Consider the following 20,211-nt stretch of genomic DNA (forward strand, 5'->3'; position numbering starts at 1 on the left):
CCGCCCTCTTCCGCTTCACAAGGTGATGGACAGCGGGAATCAAGGCTACGCCCCCGGGGCCGGGTAGGTCAGGCCGAGTCCGCTCTTCGTCGCGTAAGTCACATCGGAAAGCGTGTTTCGGGGGCGGAAATGGCGGGAAACAAGCGTGGTTCCGGTCCGGAATGGGGGTGGGGGGTGTGCGGCGGGCATGCGTCGGGTGGGGCCTGCGGGTATGTGTCCGCGGCCCTCTGCCTGAACGCACCTGATCACACGTGTCCGGCTGGGCGGAACGGGCGTGGATCTTGTGGCTCCGCTTCGAACTTTACGTCAACTTGGGGGAGATGTAAGCACCGGGAGGATGAGCGATATTCGGCAATGGTGAGGGGATTCAGCCATGTGGAATGTGGGTATCGGTGGATTTTTTCGCCCCCGCCGCCCCTACCCGTCCCATCCCGTTCCTGAGGGCTGCGCCCCCAGACCCCCGGGGGGTTCGTGCGCGGGGGGTGGGTGGTGGGGTGCGGGCCGGGTGGGGTTGCTCGCGCAGTTCCCCGCGCCCCTGAAAAGCCGACGCTCGGCCCGCTGCCCCAGGACCCGGTCAGCCTGCTGCCTACGCCGTCAGCCAGCCTGCTGCCGCAGCCCGAGCCAGCCTGCTGTCACCGGCCCCCGTCAGTCTGTTGCCGCAGCCGCCGGTCAGCCCGCTGCCGCAGACCGTCGGTCAGCCCGCCGTCACAGGCCCCGGCCAGCCGCTGCCGCGGACCGTCAGCCTGCTGCCACAGCGTCAGTCAGCCCGCTGCCGCAGCCCCCGGCCGGCACGCTGCGGAAGCGCGCGGTCGGTGTGCTGAGAGTTCGCAGGCTGCCTCTGCTTGCGACTGGGGAGTCGGCGTTCTGGAGTGGGGGCTCAGGTCTGCAGCTGGCGTTGCGTGGCCTGGGGCGGGACGCCTGGCAGGAGTACTCGGATGCGGCAGCCCTTCGGGGACTCGGCCACTCCGATGCGGCCGCCGTGCAGGTCCACGGCCCAGCGGGCGATGGCGAGGCCCAGGCCGGTGCCGCCGTCGCTGCCGGGGCCGTGGGGGGAGCTGACGGCGCCGCGGTTGAAGCGTTCGAAGACGCGGTGCCACTCGGATTCGGGGATGCCGGGGCCCTCGTCCAGGATTTCCAGGTCCAGGGACTCGGGGCTGGGGCCGCGGCGGGCCTTCACCGTGACGCGGCCGTGCGCCGGGCTGTGCTTGACCGCGTTGTCGATGAGGTTGGCGACGACCTGGTGGATGCGCTCCGGGTCGGCGTTGGCGGTGAGCTCCGGCGGGTGGACGTCCAGGTGCAGGTGGACGTCCGTACGGGTGTGGTTGCCGGAGCCCGAGGCGATGCCGCCCCGGGCCGAGGAGACCATCTGGGCCTCCTTGAGGACGCCCGAGAGGTACGGCCACACCTCGAAGCGGCGCCGGCGCAGCGGGACCACGCCGTTGTCCAGGCGCGAGAGGTCGAGCAGCGTCTCCACCAGGCGGCCCAGGCGCTCGGTCTGCTTCAGGGCCGTCCGCATCGTCTCGGGGTCGGCCTGGGTGACACCGTCGACGATGTTCTCCAGGACCGCGCGCAGACCGGCGATGGGCGTACGGAGCTCGTGGGAGACGTTCGCCACGAGCTCCTTGCGCTGACGGTCCTGCGCCTCCAGCTCGTCGGCCATGAGATTGATCGTGTGGGCGAGGTCGCCCAGCTCGTCGCGGCGGTTCTCGCTGACCCTGCGGGTGTAGTCGCCGCGGGAGATGGACCGGGCGACCGCGTTCATCTCGTCCAGGGGGGCGGTGAGCGAATGCGCGACGAACTGCGTGATCAGGAGTGTGGCGATCATCGAGAACACCGTGATGAAGCGCAGCTCCGTCTTGGTGTGCACGGCGATCATCGACAGACCGGTCGTGATCAGGACCGAGATGACGACGAGCGCGCCGAGCTTCGTCTTGATCGAGAAGGGACGCAGACCGCTGAGCGGTCCCGCGCCCTTCCGCGACCCCGGGTCACCGACTCCGCTCATGACGCCACCAGCCCTCTGTCCCTCTGTGCCTGCGTATGCCCCGCGCGCACGGTGCGGGCACGGGATCAGGGAGTCGGGGTCTCCAGGGCGTACCCCACGCCGTGCACCGTGCGGATCCGCTCCGCGCCGATCTTCCGCCGCAGCGCCTTGATGTGGCTGTCCACGGTCCGCGTCCCGGACGCGTCCGCCCAGTCCCACACCTCGGCGAGCAACTGTTCGCGCGAGAGTACGGCACGCGGGGTGTTCGCGAGACATACGAGGAGGTCGAACTCGGTGGGCGTGAGGTGCACGTCCTCGCTGCGCACCCGCACGCGGCGCTGCGCGTGGTCGATCTCCAGCTCGCCGAGGCGCAGGATGCCCGAGCGCGGTGTGGTCGCGGCCAGCGCGGCCCGCTCCACCCGGCGCAGCAGGACGTGCACGCGGGCGGCCAGCTCACGCATGGAGAACGGCTTGGTCATGTAGTCGTCGGCGCCGACGCCGAGCCCGACCAGCATGTCCGTCTCGTCGTCCCGGGCGGTGAGCATCAGCACGGGGACGGGCCGCTGGGCCTGGACGCGCCTGCACACCTCCAGGCCGTCGAAGCCGGGCAGCATGATGTCGAGGATCAGCAGGTCGGGCTGCCAGGCCTCCGCGGTGTCGACCGCGGCCGGCCCGTCGGTCGCGGTCTGCACGACGAAACCCTCGGCGCGCAGGCGGGCCGCGATGGCGTCGACGATCGTCGGGTCGTCCTCGACCACGAGGACCCGGCGCTGTGCGCCCGGGGTCGCCGTGGTGTTGCTGCTGTGGGTGGTGTGTGTCTGCTCCATCGCCCGCCCCTGTGTTGCTTTCCGGAATCAGTGGGGTGATCCCTTGACTACGCATGGCTGCGCATGACTGCGATTGACGCTTGAATGATCGGCGTCAGGCAAGCAGGGTACGGGCAGTCGCCGCACCACGGCTATCCAGGTCGGATCGCGAGGTGCACCACGTCCGGAACTCCCCGGGCAACCTCGATCTCTTCGGTACGCACCTGTTGGAACCCGGCATTCCGCAAGGTTTCCTCGAATTCCGCAGAAGGCTGCGCAGACCACACGGCGAGCACCCCACCCTGCCTCAACACCCGTGCGCAGTTTGCCAGTCCGGCAGGTGAGTACAGGTTTCCGTTGGCCTCGGAGACGGTCCAGCCGGGTCCGTTGTCGATGTCCAGGCAGAGTGCGTCGAACGTGGCGGATGTCTCATTGACGTACGCCACGAGATCGGCTTCCACGATCTCCGTACGAGGATCCGCGAGCGCTTCGGCGGACACCTCGGCCAACGGGCCCGCGCGGTGCCACTCGATCACGGAGGGTTCGCGTTCGACAACTGTGATCGTTCCCCAGCGCCGATCCGCGGCGGCGTGGGCGAGCGAGAAGCCGACGCCCAGGCCCCCGATCAGCACACTCGGCCGGGAACGCCCGCCCAGCGCGTCGAGGGCCGCGTCGACCAGCAGCCGTTCCGAGCGGCCGTCCGAAGTGTCCATCAGGAAGCAGCCGTTGGCGATGATCTGCAGCAACTCCCCGTGCCGTCGCAGCACGACCTCGCCGTAGGGGCCCTCGCGCCGGTCGATGACTTCGGGTTCGTCGGTGATGGGCATTCGCCCATCCTTACCCGACCGGGGCGCCGGCGGCCGCCGAATTACGTCGGCCCGGTGACGAACTGGCGTGATCGGAGCGGGGCGGGCGGGGGGTTCAGAGCGTCAGACCGTGGCCGTAGGGGAAGACCGGGTCCACGGTGTCGTTGGGCACGTCCGGGCGGGACGCCGCCACCGCCGCCATGGAGCGCGGCAGTTCGAAGGGCAGCCGCCCCTCGGCCCGCGCCCGTCCGAAGGCCACGTCGAGCAGGGCCTCGTCGTGGGCCCCGTAGTCGGCGACGAGCGCGGCCGCCTTCGCCGCGATCTCCGGGAGTACGGCGGGCCGCTCCAGATTGACGCAGACCAGCGTGGGGACGGCCGACAGCAGAGCCAGGATCTCCTTCAGCCGTTCCTCGCCGAACGCCAGTGACCCGGCGTGGAAGAAGGACTCGAACAGCCCGGGCCGCTCCTCGTACGGCGTGCGCAACCGCAGCACGGCCACGTCCGCGTGGGCGGGGTCGGCCACGACGTTGCCGTACAGGGACGCCGACTGCGCGCACACGCCCTCGACGTACAGGTTGGGGCGGTCGGTGAGCGGGAGGAGGGAGTGGTTGGTCAGGACGGTGAGGGAACGACGCTGGGCCGCTTCGCCGAGGGCCGTGAACTCGCTCGCGCCGACGGTCTCCTCGGCGCGGTCCGGGTCGACGTACCGCCGCTCGAAGAGGCCGAGGACGAACTTCTCGCGCAGGAGGCGGCGTACGGAGGCGTCGATCCGCTCCTCGGGGATCCGGCCGGAACGGACCAGTTCGACGATCACCTCGGGGCACTGCTCGCCCCCGAACTGGTCGGCGCCCGCGTCCAGGGCCTTGGCCGCGCGTTCGGCGACGGTGAGGTGTTCGACGCCCCAGGCGTGTGCCTCGTGCGGTTCGCCGCCGATGGACGCGTCGGTGAGCAGGCCCCAGTCGGTGCAGACGATGCCGTCGAAGGCGAGCCGTTCGCGCAGCAGGCCGGTGAGGACGTCCCGGTTGAAGCCGAAGCCGACCTCCTCCCAGTCCTCGACGCCGATCGGCTGACCGTAGTACGGCATCATCTGCGAGCAGCCCGCCTCGACGGCGGCCCGGAAGGGCGCGAGGTGGTAGTCGCGCATGCCGCCGGGATAGACCTGCTCCTTGCCGTACGGGAAGTGCGGGTCCTCGCCGTCCCGCTGCGGGCCGCCGCCGGGGAAGTGCTTGACCATGGCGGCGACCGAGCGCGGGCCGAGCCGGGGTCCCTGCAGACCGCGTACGTACGCCCGGACCAGCGCGCTCGTGACCTCGGCGGACGAGCCGAAGGTGCCGGACTGGCGCGACCAGCGGGGCTCGGTGGCGAGGTCGATCTGCGGGTGCAGGGCGACGCGGAAGCCGACGGCGAGGTACTCGCGGCGGACCGTGTCGGCGAACTGCTCGACCAGCTCCGGTTCGCCGATCGCGGCCAGCCCCAGGGGCTCGGGCCAGGCCGAGAAGGCGCCGTGGCCGGACGCCGTGCCCGGGTTGTCGGTGAACGAGTGGCGCGGGTCGGTGGAGAGGGTGACCGGGATGCCCAGCCGGGTGTCCGCCGCGAGCGCCTGGAGCCGGTTGACCCACTCGGCGGTCTCGCGGACCCCGTACCGGCCCAGGAGGTTGAAGTGGCTCAGATGCCCGTCCGTGACCAGTTCGGCGGTGCCGCGACGCGGGGGCGCTCCGTCGGCGGCCCCGGTGAGTGACCCGTCGGGGTTCATGGTCAGCATGGAGTGGAAGAGCTGGCCCGCCTTCTCCGCGAGGGTCATCCGGCTCAGGAGGTCCGCCACGCGCTCGTCGGCGGGGCGGCTGGGGTCGCGGTACGGGAGCATGCGAGGGGCTTCCTTGTACGGGGCTCTGGCGGCTACTTGACCGAACGGACGAACTGGACGGCGAGGGCGCCCGCGATCGAGGCGACGGCGCCGAAGAGGAACAGGGCGCTGTAGTTGGAGCCGCCGCCGCCGACGGCCAGCAGGCCCGGGGCGATGATCGGCACGAGGGACTGGGGCAGGGCGTTGCCGATGTTGAGGACGCCCATGTCCTTGGCGGACTCCTCCGGGTCCGGCAGCACCGCGGCGGCCAGCGCCATGTCCACGGAGAGATAGAGACCCTCGGCGAAGCCGAACACGACCATGGCGAGGAGATACGCCCCGAAGGTCTGGGCGGTCGCCACGAGCGCGAGACCGACGGCCATCCCGAGCGAGGAGCCGAGGACGTACGGCTTGCGGCGGCCCGACCGGTCGGAGAGCTGGCCGCCGACGATCGAGCCGACGACGGTCGCGGCGACCATGACGAGGGTGCCGACGAAGAACCGGTCGGCGACCTCGACCCCGTCGTAACCCATGCGGTCCATCAGGAAGTAGACGGAGTAGCTGGTCACGCAGGCGACGCCGGTGAAGACCAGGAAGCGGCCGACGAAGTTCCACATGAAGTCGGGGTGCCGGCGCGGATCGACCCAGAAGCTGCGCAGCAACTCCTTGACGCCGTACGGCTCGAACGTGCCGGCGCGCGCCGGGCGGTCGCGGTCCTTGATGACCACGGCCAGGAAGCCGACGGAGGCCAGCCCGATCAGCCCCGGCACCAGGAACGCCAGGAAGAGCGAGCCGCTGAACAGCCGGGCGAGGCCCGCGCCGGCGACCAGGGACAGCGACAGGGTCATGCCGACGATCCCGGAGACCCTGGCCCGCTGCCGGTCCGGGATCAGGTCCGGCACGCAGGAGGTGAGCGCGGCGAGGGTCGCGTTGATGCCGAGCTGCGCGAGCGCCCAGCCCAGCATCAGGGTGGTGAGGCCGGTGCCGAGGGCGACCACCAGCAGACCGGTGAGTCCGGCCGTCATACCGCCGAGCAGCCAGGGACGGCGCCGGCCGAAGCGGCTGGTCGTGCGGTCGGACAGCGCGCCGAACACTGGGTTGCCGAGCATGGCGAGCAGCGCGCCGACGGACAGCACCCGGCCGAGGGCCGCACCCCGGTCCGCCTCCGGCACGATCTGGTTCACGCGCAGGGCGAGGGTGACGACGACGGGGGTGAGGACCGCGAGATAGGTGCCGAACTGGGCCAGGGCGAGGCCGAGCACGAGTCGGGCGGGAGCCGTCTCGCTCCGGTCGGCGGGGCCGGGTGACGCGGGGGGCAGAGGTGACGCGGGGGTGTGAGCGGTCGCCTCGCCGAGCGGGACGGCGTCCGGGGTGACGGCCATGGGCTCTCCTGGGGGACGAGGGCGGCGGCGTCGCCGCGCAGGCCCGTTCAGGGAAGCAGCAAAACCGAGTGGGTACTAGGTTTTGGACAAGTGGCCACCATCACGCGGAAGATGGCTTGAAAGGACAGATTGATTACTCGTGTAACCGACGGTCAGTCAGAGACCTGGGGGCGGTCGGGCGGGGGCTAGGGTGACGGCCATGGTGCGGAACCGGAGGTCAGCGGGGTCCGGCGAGGGTGGGCCGGCGGAGGCCGGCGGGGGCGGGCCGGAGGGGTCCGGCGCGCGGGGCTCGTACGCGGTCGGGGACGAGCGGCGGCTGCGCATCCTGGACGCCGCCGTCGAGAATTTCGCCCGGCGGGGGTTCCACGCCGCCTCGCTCGCCCGCATCGCCAAGGATGTCGGGATCACCCAGGGCGGGCTGCTGCACCACTTCCGCAGCAAGGAGGATCTGCTCGTCCAGGTGCTGGAGCGCATAGACGACAGCGACCGGGAGCGGTTCTTCTCCCGACGGTTCGACTCGGCGGCCCAGATGTTCGCGGCGCTCGTGAAGCTCGCCGAGTACAACGGCACACGGTTGGGCCGCACCCGGATGTTCAACGTCCTTGCCGCAGAGGCGGGTGACCCCGAGCATCCCGCCCACGCGTACTTCGTCCGGCGGTATGCCGAGGTCGTGGACACCGTGGGCGGGGTGCTGCGGCGGGGGGTGGCCTCCGGTGAACTGCGGGCCGGCACAGATGTCGTGGCCGTGGCGCAGGAGTTGGCCGCCGTGATGGACGGGCTGCAGATCCAGTGGGTGCTGGATCCGCGGGGGTTCGACATGGCGGGGCGGTTCCGGGCGTACGTGGAGCGGGTGTCACGGGGGATCGGCGCGGAGGGTTGTTCGTAGGCGGGCGGGCACGTGCGCGGGGGGCCCGGGGTGCGGGGGCGTCGCTGCTGTCGAGCCGCTGTGAATCGGGTCGAGGGTGGCGGAGGTCACAGACAGGGGCGTGTCGGAGCGTCGAAGGTGGGGCGAAACGGAAGGAGCGCCTCGCTTTGGATGCCACCGAGGCCGTGAAGCCCGTGAACGCCGTGCAGCCGGTGGAGTTCCTGAAGTCCGCTGAGCCCTTGGAGCCCTTGGAGCCCTTGGAGCCCGTGCGGTCCGTGCCGTCCGTGGGGCCGGACGAGACCATGGCGACCGGGGCGGGAAGGGCATGGGCCGACGTGTCGCCGTCGGTGAACGGGCCCGCCCTCGACGGCATCCCGCGGCAGCCCGGCGCGGCAGCCGCCCGCGCCCGGGTGCCGGATCGGGACGCGGAGCCCCCGGCGCGCGAAGAACCCGCGCCCGCCCCGCTCCCGTGCACCCGGCTCCCGCGCACCCGGCTCCCGCGCCTGCCGCTCCCGCGCCTGCCGCTCCCGCGCACCCGGCTCCCGCGTCCCTGGCGTCTGCTCCCCACCCCCGTCGCCACGCCCTTCACCTTCTTCTACGCCTCCGTCCTGGTGGTCACCTCGATCGTCGCCGAGTACGCCGGCCCCGCCCTGGTGCACGCGCTCCACCAGGGCTCCAGCACGGATGTGGCCCACCTGGTGCGGGCCCCGGCGCTCGTGCTGTTCGCGAGCGCGTTGTGGGTGGCGGGCGGGGTCGCGTCCGTCTATGCCGTGGGGTTCCTGCTGGTGCTGACCGCGCTGGAACGCCGGATCGGCGGGTGGCGCACGGCCGGGGTCTTCCTGCTCGGCCACGCCCTCGCCACCCTGGCGACGGAGGTTCCGGTGGGCCTCGCCGTCCTGGCCGGCCGTCTTCCCGTCAGCTCCCTCCACCGCCTCGACTACGGCATCAGCTTCGGGGTGGCGGCGAGCGCGGGCGCTCTGGCGGGGCTGCTGTCACCGTGGCTGCGGTGGCCGATGCTGCTGATGCTCGGCGGGATGCTGGTGAACGACCTGCTCGCCTTCACGGACCCGATGACGAACTGGGGGCACCTGCTGGCCCTGGCGATCGGGGTGGCGACGTGGCCGGTCGTGCGGCGGTGGAGGCGGGCGGCGGACCGGGGCGACTGGGGACGCCGACGTCCGCCGCAGGCCGGTGCGGGGCGGTCCGGGGCCACGACGGTCGGCGGCGCGTAGCCGGGCCGGTCGCGTCGTGCGGGGCCCCGTCGGGCGCCGACGCGTTCCCGTGGCCCGACCGCCGCAGGCCCAGCGCTGATCGCCCACAGCGAACGCCCCGCCCCTCGGGGAACATTCCTCGGCTCATGTGCATTGAGTCGGCGTAGCTCAACTTGACTGCCGAGGGAGAGATCATGGCTTCGACGTCCACACCGCTCACCCTGCCCGTGTTGCCGCTCGACGGGGAGGTCGTGCTGCCGGGAATGGTGGTGCCGCTGGACCTCAATGACACGGATGTACGGGCCGCGGTGGAGGCCGCGCAGGCGGCGGCGCGGGCGGAGCCCGGGAAGCCGAAGGTGCTGCTGGTGCCGCGGATCGACGGGTCGTACGCGGCCACCGGTGTGCTCGGGACCGTCGAGCAGGTCGGACGGCTGGCCGACGGGGACCCCGGCGCGCTCATCCGCGCGGTCCGCCGGGTGCGGATCGGGGCCGGCACCACCGGGCCCGGCGCCGCGCTGTGGGTCGAGGGGACGAGCATCGACGAGAGCGTGCCGGAGCCGCTGCCCGGCCAGGTCGCCGAACTCGCCAAGGAGTACAAGGCACTTGCCACCAGCTGGCTGCGCAAGCGCGGCGCCTGGCAGGTCGTGGACCGGGTGCAGGCCATCGACGACGTCTCCGCGCTCGCCGACAACTCCGGTTACTCGCCCTTCCTCACCGTCGAGCAGAAGATCCAGCTCCTGGAGACCGGCGACCCCGTCGCCCGGCTGAAGCTCGCCACCCAGCAACTGCGGGACCACCTCGCCGAGCAGGACGTCGCCGAGACCATCGCGAAGGACGTCCAGGAGGGCGTCGAGAAGCAGCAGCGCGAGTTCCTGCTGCGGCGCCAGCTCGAAGCCGTGCGCAAGGAACTGCGCGAGCTGAACGGCGAGCAGGACGGCGAGGAGTCCGACGACTACCGCGCGCGTGTCGAGGCCGCCGACCTGCCGGAGTCGGTACGGGAGGCCGCGCTCAAGGAGGTCGACAAGCTGGAGCGGTCCAGCGACCAGTCGCCCGAGGGCGGCTGGATCCGGACCTGGCTCGACACCGTGCTCGAACTGCCCTGGAACGAGCGGACCGAGGACGCGTACGACATCCGGGGCGCCCAGCGGGTGCTCGACGCCGAGCACGCCGGTCTCGAGGACGTGAAGGAGCGCATCACCGAGTACCTCGCCGTGCGCAAGCGACGTGCGGACCGGGGGCTGGGCGTCGTCGGCGGGCGGCGCGGCGGTGCCGTGCTCGCGCTCGTCGGGCCGCCCGGTGTCGGCAAGACCAGCCTCGGCGAGTCCGTGGCCCACGCGATGGGGCGCAAGTTCGTCCGCGTCGCGCTCGGCGGCGTACGGGACGAGGCGGAGATCCGCGGACACCGGCGTACGTACGTCGGGGCGCTGCCGGGACGGATCGTGCGGGCCGTCAAGGAAGCCGGGTCCATGAACCCCGTCGTCCTGCTCGACGAGATCGACAAGGTGGGCTCCGACTTCCGGGGCGACCCGGCCGCGGCCCTGCTCGAAGTCCTCGACCCCGCGCAGAACCACACCTTCCGGGACCACTACCTGGAGGTCGAGCTGGACCTGAGCGACGTCGTCTTCCTGGCCACGGCCAACGTGCTGGAGTCGATCCCCGAGGCGCTGCTCGACCGCATGGAGCTGGTCCGGCTGGACGGGTACACGGAGGACGAGAAGGTCGTCATCGCCCGGGACCACCTGCTGCCCCGCCAGCTGGAGCGGGCCGGCCTCGGCTCCGACGAGGTCGTCCTCGACGAGAGCGCGCTGCGCAGGCTGGCCGGTGAGTACACGCGTGAGGCGGGCGTCCGCAACCTGGAGCGGTCCGTGGCGCGGCTGCTGCGCAAGGTCGCGGCCCAGCACGAACTGGGGCAGCGCGAGCTGCCGTTCACCGTCACCGACGAGGATCTGAGCGGACTCATCGGGCGCCCGCACCACGTGCCCGAGTCGGCCCAGGACCCGGCGGAGCGGCGTACGGCGGTGCCAGGTGTCGCGACCGGGCTCGCGGTCACCGGCGCGGGCGGCGACGTGCTCTACGTCGAGGCGTCCCTCGCCGACCCGGAGACGGGGGCGGCGGGGCTGACCCTCACCGGCCAGTTGGGCGACGTGATGAAGGAGTCGGCGCAGATCGCGCTCTCCTTCCTGCGCTCGCGCGGCGCGGAACTGGAGCTGCCCGTCGCCGACCTCAAGGACCGGGGCGTGCACATCCACTTCCCGGCGGGGGCGGTGCCCAAGGACGGGCCGAGCGCCGGCATCACCATGACGACCGCCCTCGCCTCGCTCCTGTCCGGGCGGCTGGTCCGCACGGACGTGGCGATGACCGGGGAGGTCTCGCTGACCGGGCGGGTGCTGCCCATCGGCGGCGTCAAGCAGAAGCTGCTCGCCGCGCACCGGGCGGGCGTGACGACCGTCATCATCCCGAAGCGGAACGAGGCCGACCTCGACGACGTGCCTGCCGAGGTGCTCGACAAGCTCGACGTCCACGCGGTCACCGACGTCCGTCAGGTGCTGGAACTGGCGCTCGCCCCGGCGGGTGTGGAGGTGCCGCTGGCGGCGTGACGGGTGGGGTGCGTTGTCGGGTACGGGGCCGGTGGGGACTGGTCGCGCAGTCCCCCCGCTCCTGAGGAGCAGGGGCCGCGCCCCTGCGTCTCGGCCCGAAGGGGCCGTAGGCCCTTCGGGGGCGCGGGGAACTGCGCGAGAAGCCGGCCCCACCGGCCCGCGGGCGACCTGGACGGTGTCCACTCCCTGCCTGCGAAATACTGACCGGTGCTGCCCGACGGCGGCCCTCGCAGGTACCCGGAATCGGAATCAGGAGCACCCACGTGCACGACGTAGGCGGAAACGGCGACGGCGGCGACGGCAGTGTCGGTGGCGACCTGCCGGCGGGCGGTATGGACCAGGCGTTCCTGGCGCTGGAACGGGAGCTGACGGTCCTGCTGCGGCGCGCCCGCGCCAAGTCCGGGGAGATGGCCCGTGCCGTCCACCCCGACCTGGAGTCCGCCGCCTACGGCCTCCTCGCCCGCCTCGACGAGGCCGGCCGCCTGCGTGCCACCGAACTCGCCGCCTACATCGGCGTGGGCAAGGCCACCATGTCCCGTCAGCTCCGTGCCCTGGAGCACCTCGGCCTCATCGCCCGCGAGCCCGACCCCGCCGACGGCCGCGCCTGGCTCGTCCACCTCACGGAGGAGGGCCGGGCCCGCTTCCGGGCGGTCCGGGACGCCCGCCGCGTCGCGTACGTACGACAGCTCGCGGGCTGGGACCGGGACGAGGTGGCCCAACTCGCGCATCTGCTGCACCAGTTGAACCGCGGAGTGGAGAGCTGAGCGGCGCGGCGCCCCTCACTCCCGCACGAAGACCACGCTCGCGTCGTCGTGCCGCTTGCCCCGGCCCAGGAACTCGCGTTCCACATCGGTGGTCTCCAGCTCCCGCACCCGCTGCACCAGGCCGTGCGCCCCGGTCTTGCGGACAAGGGTGAGGCAGGCCGTCCAGTCGCCCTCGCGGAACGTCTCCACCCACCGGCTCGCGCCGTCCGTCATCGCCAGGAGCGAACGGACCTCCTCGCGCGGCAGGGTTCCCGTCACCGCCCGTGCCGCCGCGGCCGGGTCGGCGGCCGCCGTCCAGAAGCCGCCCTCCCGGTTGCGCACGGTCGAGTCGACGATCGCGGCCGAGGCCAGGGCGGCCCGGGGCAGTCGGGACAGACGGTCGTCCAGGACGGCCGTCACCGTGCCGTCCGGCCGTTCGAGCAGCAGGGCGGAGTCCGACAGCACCAGGTACTCCACGGCCGTCGGCGACCAGCGGGCGAGGGCCACCGTGGCCTGTGGGGTTCGTGGGTGAGAAAGGTCACAGGTTTGGACGTGGGCCCGCGCGGTACGGGAAATGGCCTGTGAGAGCACGTCGGGCAAGGGCGAATCCCGTTCCGAAACGGACAGTTCGGTCAGGGTGCCGCCGAGGCGGGAAGTGAACCATGCGACCGAATGTCGACAGCCGTAGCCGTCGGGCGGCGGAGTCACGCCGTCGAGGACGACGAGGGCGCCGCCCTGTCCCCCCGCGGGCAGGGCCACCGACGCGAAGTCCTCGTTGGGGCGGAGCGGGTCGCCGGGCTCCGAGACCAGTTCGGTGCGCATTCGGCCAGTCTGCACGAGCCCGCCACAGGATCCGCGAAGGGCCGACAACGGCCGCCGTACGGTCCCGACCCTCCTGAAGGGCCGCCGGTTTGGCATGGAATGATCGTGAGCGGTGAAGCGCGGCGGCGAATACTGTCAAAGCGCGTCGCCGACGTCCAACCGGCCCGACGTGCGGGGCCTACCCGCGAGCCGGAGGAACTTGCCCGCCAACTCCCCGGGGATGTTCACTCCTTCGGGTGGCGGGACTGATGATGCGGGACCGCTGCCCACCGGCACTGGGAGGGTCGGGAGCCGTACCGGGGGGACGGCCGTATGCGACGAGTTGACGGATCGTCACCCGGGCCCATGGGTACACGAGTCAGGAATGCGAGCACCGGTGCAGAAGACGCGGCCTCGGCGCGCAGACAAGCAGGCAGCCTCGAAGGCCTCCGCGGCCTCCCCGAACCAGCAGGGGACGACGCAGGCCCCGGCCGTCGGCACCGGGCGGAAGGCGCACGTACGCAACCGGCTCATCGTCGCCGTGGCGGTCGTGGCCGCCGCCATAGCGGGTGCCGGGGCACCGTCGATCCTCGCCGCCTCGGAGCAACTGCGTGACACCCAGAGCCTGGTCACGCTCGCCGGGCAGACCCAGGAGACGCTCACCCTCGCGCACGCGCTCGCCGACGAGCGGGACGAGGTCACCGCCTACATCGCCGCCGGGCGGCCCGGTTCGGCCGCGCCCAGCAAGCAGCGCAGCGACCGCGTCGACACCCAGGTCGCGGAACTGAGCGCGGACTCCGGCACCTCCGCCGCGATGCGGAGGACCGTCGAGACCGCCGAGTCCATCGCCGGTGTACGGCAGTCGGCGCTCACCGGGAAGAGCAGCGCCCTCGAAGCGCACACGGCGTACACCGCCGTCGTCACCGAACTCCACGCCCTCGCCGAGGAGCTGGCCGAGCGGCTGCCGCCCCGCGCCGGCGGCGGCGCCCACGCGCTCGCCGAACTCGACACCGCCGTCCAGCAGGCCGCCGCCGCCCGCGGGCTGCTCGTCGCCGCGCTCAGCGTCCCGACGACCACACGGACCGTCGTCGACCCCGTCACCGGGCTGCCCACCACCACGACCGGCACCTCGGACGCCGACGCCAAACAGCGCGACGCCCTCACCGTCGCCGCCCAGCAGGCCCGCGTGCGCTCCGACGCCGCCCTCGCCGACTTCCGCGAGACCGCGCCCGCCACCGGCCGCTCCTCGTACGACGCCACGGTCACCGGCCCCGAGGCCGGTACCGCCGACACGTATCTGGCCGACCTCACCGACCAGCCCACGCTCTCCGACAGCGAGGCCGGCACCAGCGCCAAGAAGGTCGACGCGGCGCTCTCCGCCCGCGTGGACCTGATGCGCGGCGCCGAGTCCTCCCTGTACGACCGGCGCACCAAGGACCTCGCCCGGCTGCGTGACGAGGACGTCACCGCGCTGGAGATCCGGGTCGCCGTGCTCGGCGCCCTGATGCTCCTCGCCGTCGGCGTCGCCACCGGCATGGCCCGTTCCCTCACCCGCCCGCTCGCGGTGCTGCGCATCGGCTCCGCCCGCGTCGCCGGCGGCCCGGCCACCGAGGAACCGGTCAAGTTCACCGGCCGCAACGACGAGTTCGCCCAGGTCGTACGCTCGGTCAACACGCTCCACGCGCACGCCCTCGCCCTGCACGAGCGCCTCGCGCCCCTGGAGGGCGACCGCAAGCACCTCATCGGCCAGCGCCAGACGATGGCCGACGACCGGGACCGGCTGCGCGCCGAACTCGCCGACGCCACCGCGTATCTGTCGAAGGTTCAGCACAGCGTCCACGCGACCTTCGTGAACCTCGCGCTGCGCACCCTCGGCCTGGTCGAGCGGCAGCTGGCCGTCATCGAGTCGCTGGAGGAGCGCGAGCAGGACCCCGACCGGCTCGCCACACTGTTCCGGCTCGACCACTTCGCGACCGTCATGCGCCGCCACAGCGAGAACCTCCTCGTCCTGGCCGGCCACGAGCACATCCAGCACCACGCCGGAGCCGTCCCGCTCGTCGACGTCGTCCGGGCCGCGGTCAGCGAGATCGAGCGCTACGAACGCGTCCGCATCGCCGCGCTGCCGCCCGGCGCGCACGTCGCCGGGTTCGCCGCCGACGACCTCAGCCACCTCCTCGCCGAACTCCTGGAGAACGGCACCTCGTTCTCGCCGCCGGAGATGTCCGTCGAGGTCTCGGGCCGGCTGCTGGACAGCGGCGAGATCGCCCTCTCCGTCCAGGACGGCGGCATCGGCGTCGCCCCCGACCGGCTCGACCGGCTCAACGCCCGCCTCACCGACTTCGACCCCGAGGCGCCCTACGAGCAGGAGGACGGCCAGGGCCTCGGCCTCGGCCTGTACGTCGTCGCCCGCCTCGCCCACCGGCTCGGCACCCCCGTGCGGCTCCAGCCGCACGGCTCGGGCGGCACCGCCGCGGTCGTCGTCCTGCCCAAGGCGCTGCTGGCACCCACGCCCGCCGTGCCCGTGGGAAGCCCGGTCCCGATCACGCCCTCGCTCTCCCTGCCGGGCGCCGACGCCGAGGCCAACTCCAATGTCCTGCCCGGCCGTTCCGTCGCCGTCCGTGAACCGGAAGGCGCCGGAGACCCGCTCATCGAGGCGGCCGAGCGGGCACTGCTGGCGAGGGAGGCCGTGGGGACGGCCGCCGACGCCGCCGAGGTCACCGGGAACGTCGTACCGGAAGACGACGAACCCGGGGCCGACCCCGCGAGCGGGGCCGAGTCCGTGTCCGAGACGACGATGGAGCTCTTCGCTCCGGTGGCCCCGGGGAAGGGCACCGGCGAGGAGAGCGACGCGAGCGGCGCGAGCGGCGCCGCCGACGACACCGACGCCGACGATCCGGACACGATCGAACCCGACACCCACGAACGTGCCGCCGACGAAGGGAACACGGCGCGCACGGCGGAGGTGCCACGGGCCGGGACCAAGGGGCCACGGGGCGAGGAGACCCCGCGCCTCACCGACAAGGGGCTGCCCAAGCGCACGCCCCGGATCACCGCGCCCACCCCGACGGCGCCCCGGCCCCGCGCCGGGGGCGTGAACGCCGAGGAACTGCGCCGTCGGCTGGGCGGGTTCCACCAGGGGGCCAAGGAGGGGCGCCGCGACGTCGAGGCGGAGATCGCCGAGCAGTCGGGCGAGACGCGGATGCCCGTGGCGCACGAGTACCGGACAGAGGCAGTTGACACCACGGGGGGCACTTCCGAGGAGGAAAGCAGTTGACCGCGCCCATGACCTTCGGACTGAGCAGTGAAGCCCGCAACCTGCACTGGCTCCTGACCAACCTTGTCGAGGAGGTGCCGGGACTGCTGTCGGTCGCGGTGGTCTCCTCCGACGGCCTGCTGCTGCTCTCCTCCGACCCCGGCAGAAACGCCGAGGTCCGCCAGGTCCGGGAGGAACGGCCCCAGGGTCCCCGCGGCTCCGCCGCCGACCTGGCCACCATCGTCTCCGGCATCGGCAGCCTCACCATCGGCGCCGCCAAGCTGATGGAGTCGGGCGGGGTCAAGCAGACGATGGTCGCGATGGAGGCGGGCAGCCTCTTCGTGATGTCGATCAGCGACGGCTCGCTGCTCGGCGTGCACGGAGCCCCCGACTGCGACATGAGCGTGGTGGCGTACCACATGGCGCTCTTCGTCGGCCGCGCCGGACACGTCCTCACCCCGGAACTCCGCAGCGAACTCCGCAAGTCCCTGGAGGCCGAGGCGGCCGGGAGCCCCCGATGAACAGCGGCCAGAGCCAGAGCCCGGGGCACGGGCGGAAGCGGAAGAACAAGGCACGCGCCCATGAGCCCGGCCAGGCCAAGCGGCCGGTTCTGCCGAAGGCCGGCGCGACGAGGCAGTCCGTGAAGCTCCCGGTGCGCGGCGGTGACCGTAAACCCGCCCGCGTACGCCCCTACTCGCTCACCGGCGGCCGTACCCGCTTCGGGCACGTCCTGCTCGTGGAGACGTTCGTCGCGGTTCTCGAAGCCCCGGCCGAGCGACGGGAGTTGCCTGGGGGCACCGCCCACATGTTGAGTAGTGGGGGAGGTTCACTCAACTCCAAGGTGATGCCCGAGATGCGGGCCATCGTCGAACTCTGCCGCCGTATGCGGACGGTGGCGGAGATCTCCGCGCTGCTGAAGATGCCGCTCGGTGTGGTCCGCGTCCTCCTCAGCGATCTCGCGGACCAGGGAAAGATCCGTGTGTACGGAACAGGTCACGGACCGGGACAGCCGGACCGCGCTCTGCTGGAAAGGGTGCTGAGTGGACTCCGCCGTCTCTGACGCCGCCTCGGCCGGCGTCACCTCCGACGCCTCGGCCGGCGTCACCCCGGGCGTCGACGACGACGCCCCCCGCGTCGAGGTCGACGCGAACGCTCCCCGCCTCGACGCGGACACCGTGCGCGCCGGGCTCGGCGCACCCGGCGTCGACGTGGACGTGCCCCCGCCCGGGGGCTACTCCCGAGCCGCCTCCCGCGGACCCGACCGGCTCGCCGACACCGCGGCGGCCGTGCCCGGGGCGGAGCCCGAGGAGGAGCTGAAACCCTGGCAGTCCGACCTCAGCCGGGCCCCCATCGCCACGAAGATCGTGGTGGCGGGCGGCTTCGGCGTCGGCAAGACCACCTTCGTCGGCGCGGTCTCCGAGATCACCCCGCTGCGGACCGAGGCGCTCATGACCGAGGCCAGCGCCGGTACGGACGACCTCTCCGCGACCCCGGACAAGCTCACCACCACGGTGGCCATGGACTACGGCCGCATCACCCTCGACGACGACCTCGTCCTGTACCTGTTCGGCACGCCCGGCCAGGAGCGGTTCTGGTTCATGTGGGACGACATGGTGCGTGGCGCGATCGGCGCCGTCGTCCTCGCCGACACCCGCCGCCTCGACGACTGCTTCCCCGCGCTCGACTACTTCGAGAGCTGCGGACTGCCGTACGTCGTCGCGGTCAACGCGTTCGACGGCAGCGTGCGCTACGAACCCGAGGACGTCCGGGACGCGTTGACCGTACCCGCGCACGTACCTGTCATGATCATGGACGCACGCAAGCGGGCCTCGGCGATGGAGACCCTGCTGGCGCTGTGCGGGCACGCGATATCCCTCAGCCCCGAGTAGTCCCTCCCCCGCGGGAGGCACACGGGACGCCACGGACGAACCAGGAGACCTGTCCGGATGCGGAAGATTCTCGTCGTCGGAGCCGGCCAGTCCGGGCTGCACCTGGCACTCGGACTCCAGTCGCACGGGTACGGGGTCACACTGATGTCCAATCGGACCCCCGACGAGATACGCGCCGGCCGGATCATGTCCACCCAGTGCATGTTCGACTCGGCACTCCGCCACGAGCGTGACCTCGACCTGAACTTCTGGGAGACGCAGGCGCCGAGGATCGAGGGCGTCGGCGTCTCCGTCGCCGGACCGGACGGGGAGCGCGCCGTCGACTGGGTCGGCCGGCTGCGCGGATACGCGCAGGCCGTCGACCAGCGGGTCAAGATGGCCGGCTGGCTGGAGACGTTCGCCCGGCGCGGCGGTCAGCTGGTCGTCCACGGCGCCGCGGTCTCCGACCTCGACTGGTTCTCCCGCGCCTACGACCTCGTGCTCGTCACCGCGGGCAAGGGCGAACTGGTGCGGATGTTCCCCCGCGACTCCGCCCGCTCGCCCCACACCGAGCCGCAGCGCGCGCTCGCCGCCGTCTACGTGCACGGCCTCGGCCCCCGCCCCGAGCACCCGGAGTTCGACGCGGCCCGCTGCAACCTGGTGCCCGGCCTCGGTGAACTCATCGTCCAGCCGGTCCTCACCACCTCCGGCCGCGCCGACGCCCTGTTCTGGCTGGGCCTGCCCGGCGGCCCGCTCGACGTCTTCGACGGCGTCCGCGGCGCCGAGGAGCAGCTCGCCCTGACCCTGGACCTCATGAAGCGGTACGTCCCCTGGGAGTACGCGCGCGCCGCCGGGGCCGAGGTGACCGACGCGGGAGCGGCGCTGACCGGCCGCTACACCCCCGTCGTCCGGCACCCCGTCGCGCAACTCCCCGGCGGCGGTCTGGTCCTGGGCGCCGGGGACGTCGTCGTGGCCAACGATCCGCTGACCGGGCAGGGGGCGAACTCGGCGACCAAGTGCGCGGCCGTCTACCTCGCGGCGATCCTCGACCACGGGGACGGGGAGTTCGACGAGGCGTGGATGCGACGGACGTTCGCACGGTTCTGGCAGGTCGCGGAGCCCGTCACCAAGTGGACCACCACGATGCTGGCACCGCCGGCCGAGCATGTGCTCGGGCTGGTGGGGGCGGCCGAGGAGCTGCCGGCCGTGGCGGATCGTTTTGCCAACGGGTTCGACGATCCTGCGGATTTCGAGGGGTACTTCTACGAGGCGGAGAAGACGCGGGCCTACCTCGCGGAGGTCGCCGGTTCGTAGGCGGGGTTCCCCTCCGACTTCCTGATGCCCGCCAGCTGGTCCGGGGTCAACGAGGCGAGGAGTCGCTCGATCTCGGACAGGCGGTCCCGGGCGGTGTCGTGTTCGCGCCGACGGCGCTCGGCGAGCGTGAGCTGACGGTCCAGGGCCACCCGGGCCCTGCGGGCGAGGGCGTCGGTGTCCTGTTCGTCGCCGACCAGCCGCTCGACCGTGTCGGCGCGGTCCCGGGCGACCTGTCCGATGACATGGCCCTGCTCCAGGGCCCGGTGCGGGTCATCGGTCATCAGCAGCCGTACGTACGGGGAGAGCGCGGTGCTGCTGTTCTGGTACTGCTGCCGGGCCAGCCGGCCGGCCGCGCCCCGGCTGTCGTGCAGGGAGAGGCGGGCCGTCACGAGCCGCCGGTCGAGGTCCGCCACCACGGCCCGCTGCTTCGTCAGCTCGCGGTCGGTCGTGGTGTACGCCTCGGTGGCCCTTACGGTCTCGCGGTGCAGACGCCGGAGATCGGTGAGGAGGTCGGCGACCGGGCGCTCGCCGGGGGGTTCCGCCGCCGCCACGAGCGGTGCGGAGGCCGTGGTGAGGAGGGCGCCGGTCGTGAGCGCCGTCACCGTCGCCGTACCGAACAGGCGCAGCAGCCTTCCTGACATGTCATCACCTCCCGTGCGCAGGTGGGCCGTCCACCTCGCACCGGCAGCATGGGAGGAGCCGGGGGAGGGTGCGCGCCGGGTGGACCGTTCGGCGCGA

The 20,211-nt window shown here is 72.4% G+C and carries 16 protein-coding genes; 9 read left to right on the top strand and 7 right to left on the bottom strand.

From position 1 onward, the window contains the following. Positions 1-877: 877 nt before the first annotated feature. From STRBO_RS0107350 to STRBO_RS0107370, 5 genes are all read right to left on the bottom strand, one after another. Positions 878-2,005, bottom strand: coding sequence for a sensor histidine kinase (locus STRBO_RS0107350; protein ID WP_005480360.1), 1,128 nt, complete (start codon positions 2,003-2,005; stop codon positions 878-880). Between the two features lie 65 nt (positions 2,006-2,070). Next, a complete protein-coding gene (locus tag STRBO_RS0107355) occupies positions 2,071-2,811 on the bottom strand; it encodes a response regulator transcription factor (protein ID WP_005480359.1) in 741 nt (246 codons plus the stop codon). 131 nt (positions 2,812-2,942) lie between these two features. Further along, positions 2,943-3,617 (bottom strand): spermine/spermidine synthase domain-containing protein, encoded by a 675-nt coding sequence (locus STRBO_RS0107360; protein ID WP_005480357.1) that lies wholly within the window; start codon positions 3,615-3,617, stop codon positions 2,943-2,945. Positions 3,618-3,711: 94 nt separating this feature from the next. After that, a complete protein-coding gene (locus STRBO_RS0107365) occupies positions 3,712-5,460 on the bottom strand; it encodes a glycoside hydrolase family 3 protein (RefSeq protein WP_005480355.1) in 1,749 nt (582 codons plus the stop codon). A gap of 32 nt (positions 5,461-5,492) precedes the next feature. Continuing rightward, a complete protein-coding gene (locus STRBO_RS0107370) occupies positions 5,493-6,821 on the bottom strand; it encodes an MFS transporter (RefSeq protein ID WP_005480354.1) in 1,329 nt (442 codons plus the stop codon). Between the two features lie 199 nt (positions 6,822-7,020). On the opposite strand from STRBO_RS0107370, the gene STRBO_RS0107375 reads away from it, so the two are divergent. The 4 genes from STRBO_RS0107375 (at position 7,021) to STRBO_RS0107390 (ending at position 12,258) form a co-directional block, all read left to right on the top strand. Next, positions 7,021-7,707 carry a TetR/AcrR family transcriptional regulator gene (locus tag STRBO_RS0107375; protein ID WP_020114005.1) on the top strand — a complete coding sequence of 229 codons (687 nt, stop codon included), beginning with the start codon at positions 7,021-7,023 and terminating at the stop codon, positions 7,705-7,707. A 146-nt stretch (positions 7,708-7,853) separates the two neighbouring features. After that, positions 7,854-8,918, top strand: coding sequence for a rhomboid-like protein (locus tag STRBO_RS0107380; RefSeq protein ID WP_005480351.1), 1,065 nt, complete (start codon positions 7,854-7,856; stop codon positions 8,916-8,918). Positions 8,919-9,091: 173 nt separating this feature from the next. Next, positions 9,092-11,494: an endopeptidase La gene (gene lon, locus STRBO_RS0107385; RefSeq protein WP_020114006.1), complete on the top strand. Its 2,403-nt coding sequence runs from the start codon at positions 9,092-9,094 to the stop codon at positions 11,492-11,494. A 263-nt stretch (positions 11,495-11,757) separates the two neighbouring features. Continuing rightward, positions 11,758-12,258, top strand: coding sequence for a MarR family winged helix-turn-helix transcriptional regulator (locus tag STRBO_RS0107390; RefSeq protein WP_005480349.1), 501 nt, complete (start codon positions 11,758-11,760; stop codon positions 12,256-12,258). A gap of 15 nt (positions 12,259-12,273) precedes the next feature. Here the strand turns inward: STRBO_RS0107390 and STRBO_RS0107395 are convergent, their stop codons facing one another. Further along, positions 12,274-13,059: a protein phosphatase 2C domain-containing protein gene (locus STRBO_RS0107395; RefSeq protein WP_005480348.1), complete on the bottom strand. Its 786-nt coding sequence runs from the start codon at positions 13,057-13,059 to the stop codon at positions 12,274-12,276. Between the two features lie 376 nt (positions 13,060-13,435). Here STRBO_RS0107395 and STRBO_RS0107400 point away from each other — a divergent pair, with 376 nt between their 5' ends. From STRBO_RS0107400 to STRBO_RS0107420, 5 genes are all read left to right on the top strand, one after another. After that, entirely contained in the window at positions 13,436-16,312 is a 2,877-nt protein-coding gene (locus tag STRBO_RS0107400) for a sensor histidine kinase (RefSeq protein WP_005480346.1), read from the top strand. Beyond that, positions 16,309-16,812 carry a roadblock/LC7 domain-containing protein gene (locus STRBO_RS0107405; protein ID WP_028796523.1) on the top strand — a complete coding sequence of 168 codons (504 nt, stop codon included), beginning with the start codon at positions 16,309-16,311 and terminating at the stop codon, positions 16,810-16,812. Before STRBO_RS0107400 ends, STRBO_RS0107405 begins: the two co-directional genes overlap by 4 nt. Next, the gene (locus STRBO_RS0107410; protein WP_005480343.1) at positions 16,809-17,351 is read left to right on the top strand and encodes a DUF742 domain-containing protein; all 543 of its coding nucleotides are present in this window, start codon (positions 16,809-16,811) and stop codon (positions 17,349-17,351) included. Before STRBO_RS0107405 ends, STRBO_RS0107410 begins: the two co-directional genes overlap by 4 nt. Positions 17,352-17,577: 226 nt before the next feature. Beyond that, positions 17,578-18,180: a GTP-binding protein gene (locus STRBO_RS0107415; RefSeq protein WP_245170653.1), complete on the top strand. Its 603-nt coding sequence runs from the start codon at positions 17,578-17,580 to the stop codon at positions 18,178-18,180. Positions 18,181-18,237: 57 nt separating this feature from the next. Next, on the top strand, positions 18,238-19,473 hold the full coding sequence (locus STRBO_RS0107420) for a styrene monooxygenase/indole monooxygenase family protein (protein ID WP_005480341.1): 1,236 nt from the start codon (positions 18,238-18,240) through the stop codon (positions 19,471-19,473). Here STRBO_RS0107420 and STRBO_RS0107425 read toward each other — a convergent pair. Then, positions 19,446-20,114 carry a coiled-coil domain-containing protein gene (locus tag STRBO_RS0107425; RefSeq protein ID WP_005480340.1) on the bottom strand — a complete coding sequence of 223 codons (669 nt, stop codon included), beginning with the start codon at positions 20,112-20,114 and terminating at the stop codon, positions 19,446-19,448. The genes STRBO_RS0107420 and STRBO_RS0107425 overlap by 28 nt on opposite strands. Between the last annotated feature and the right edge of the window lie 97 nt (positions 20,115-20,211).

The organism is Streptomyces bottropensis ATCC 25435, from assembly GCF_000383595.1.
Lineage (GTDB): Bacteria > Actinomycetota > Actinomycetes > Streptomycetales > Streptomycetaceae > Streptomyces > Streptomyces bottropensis.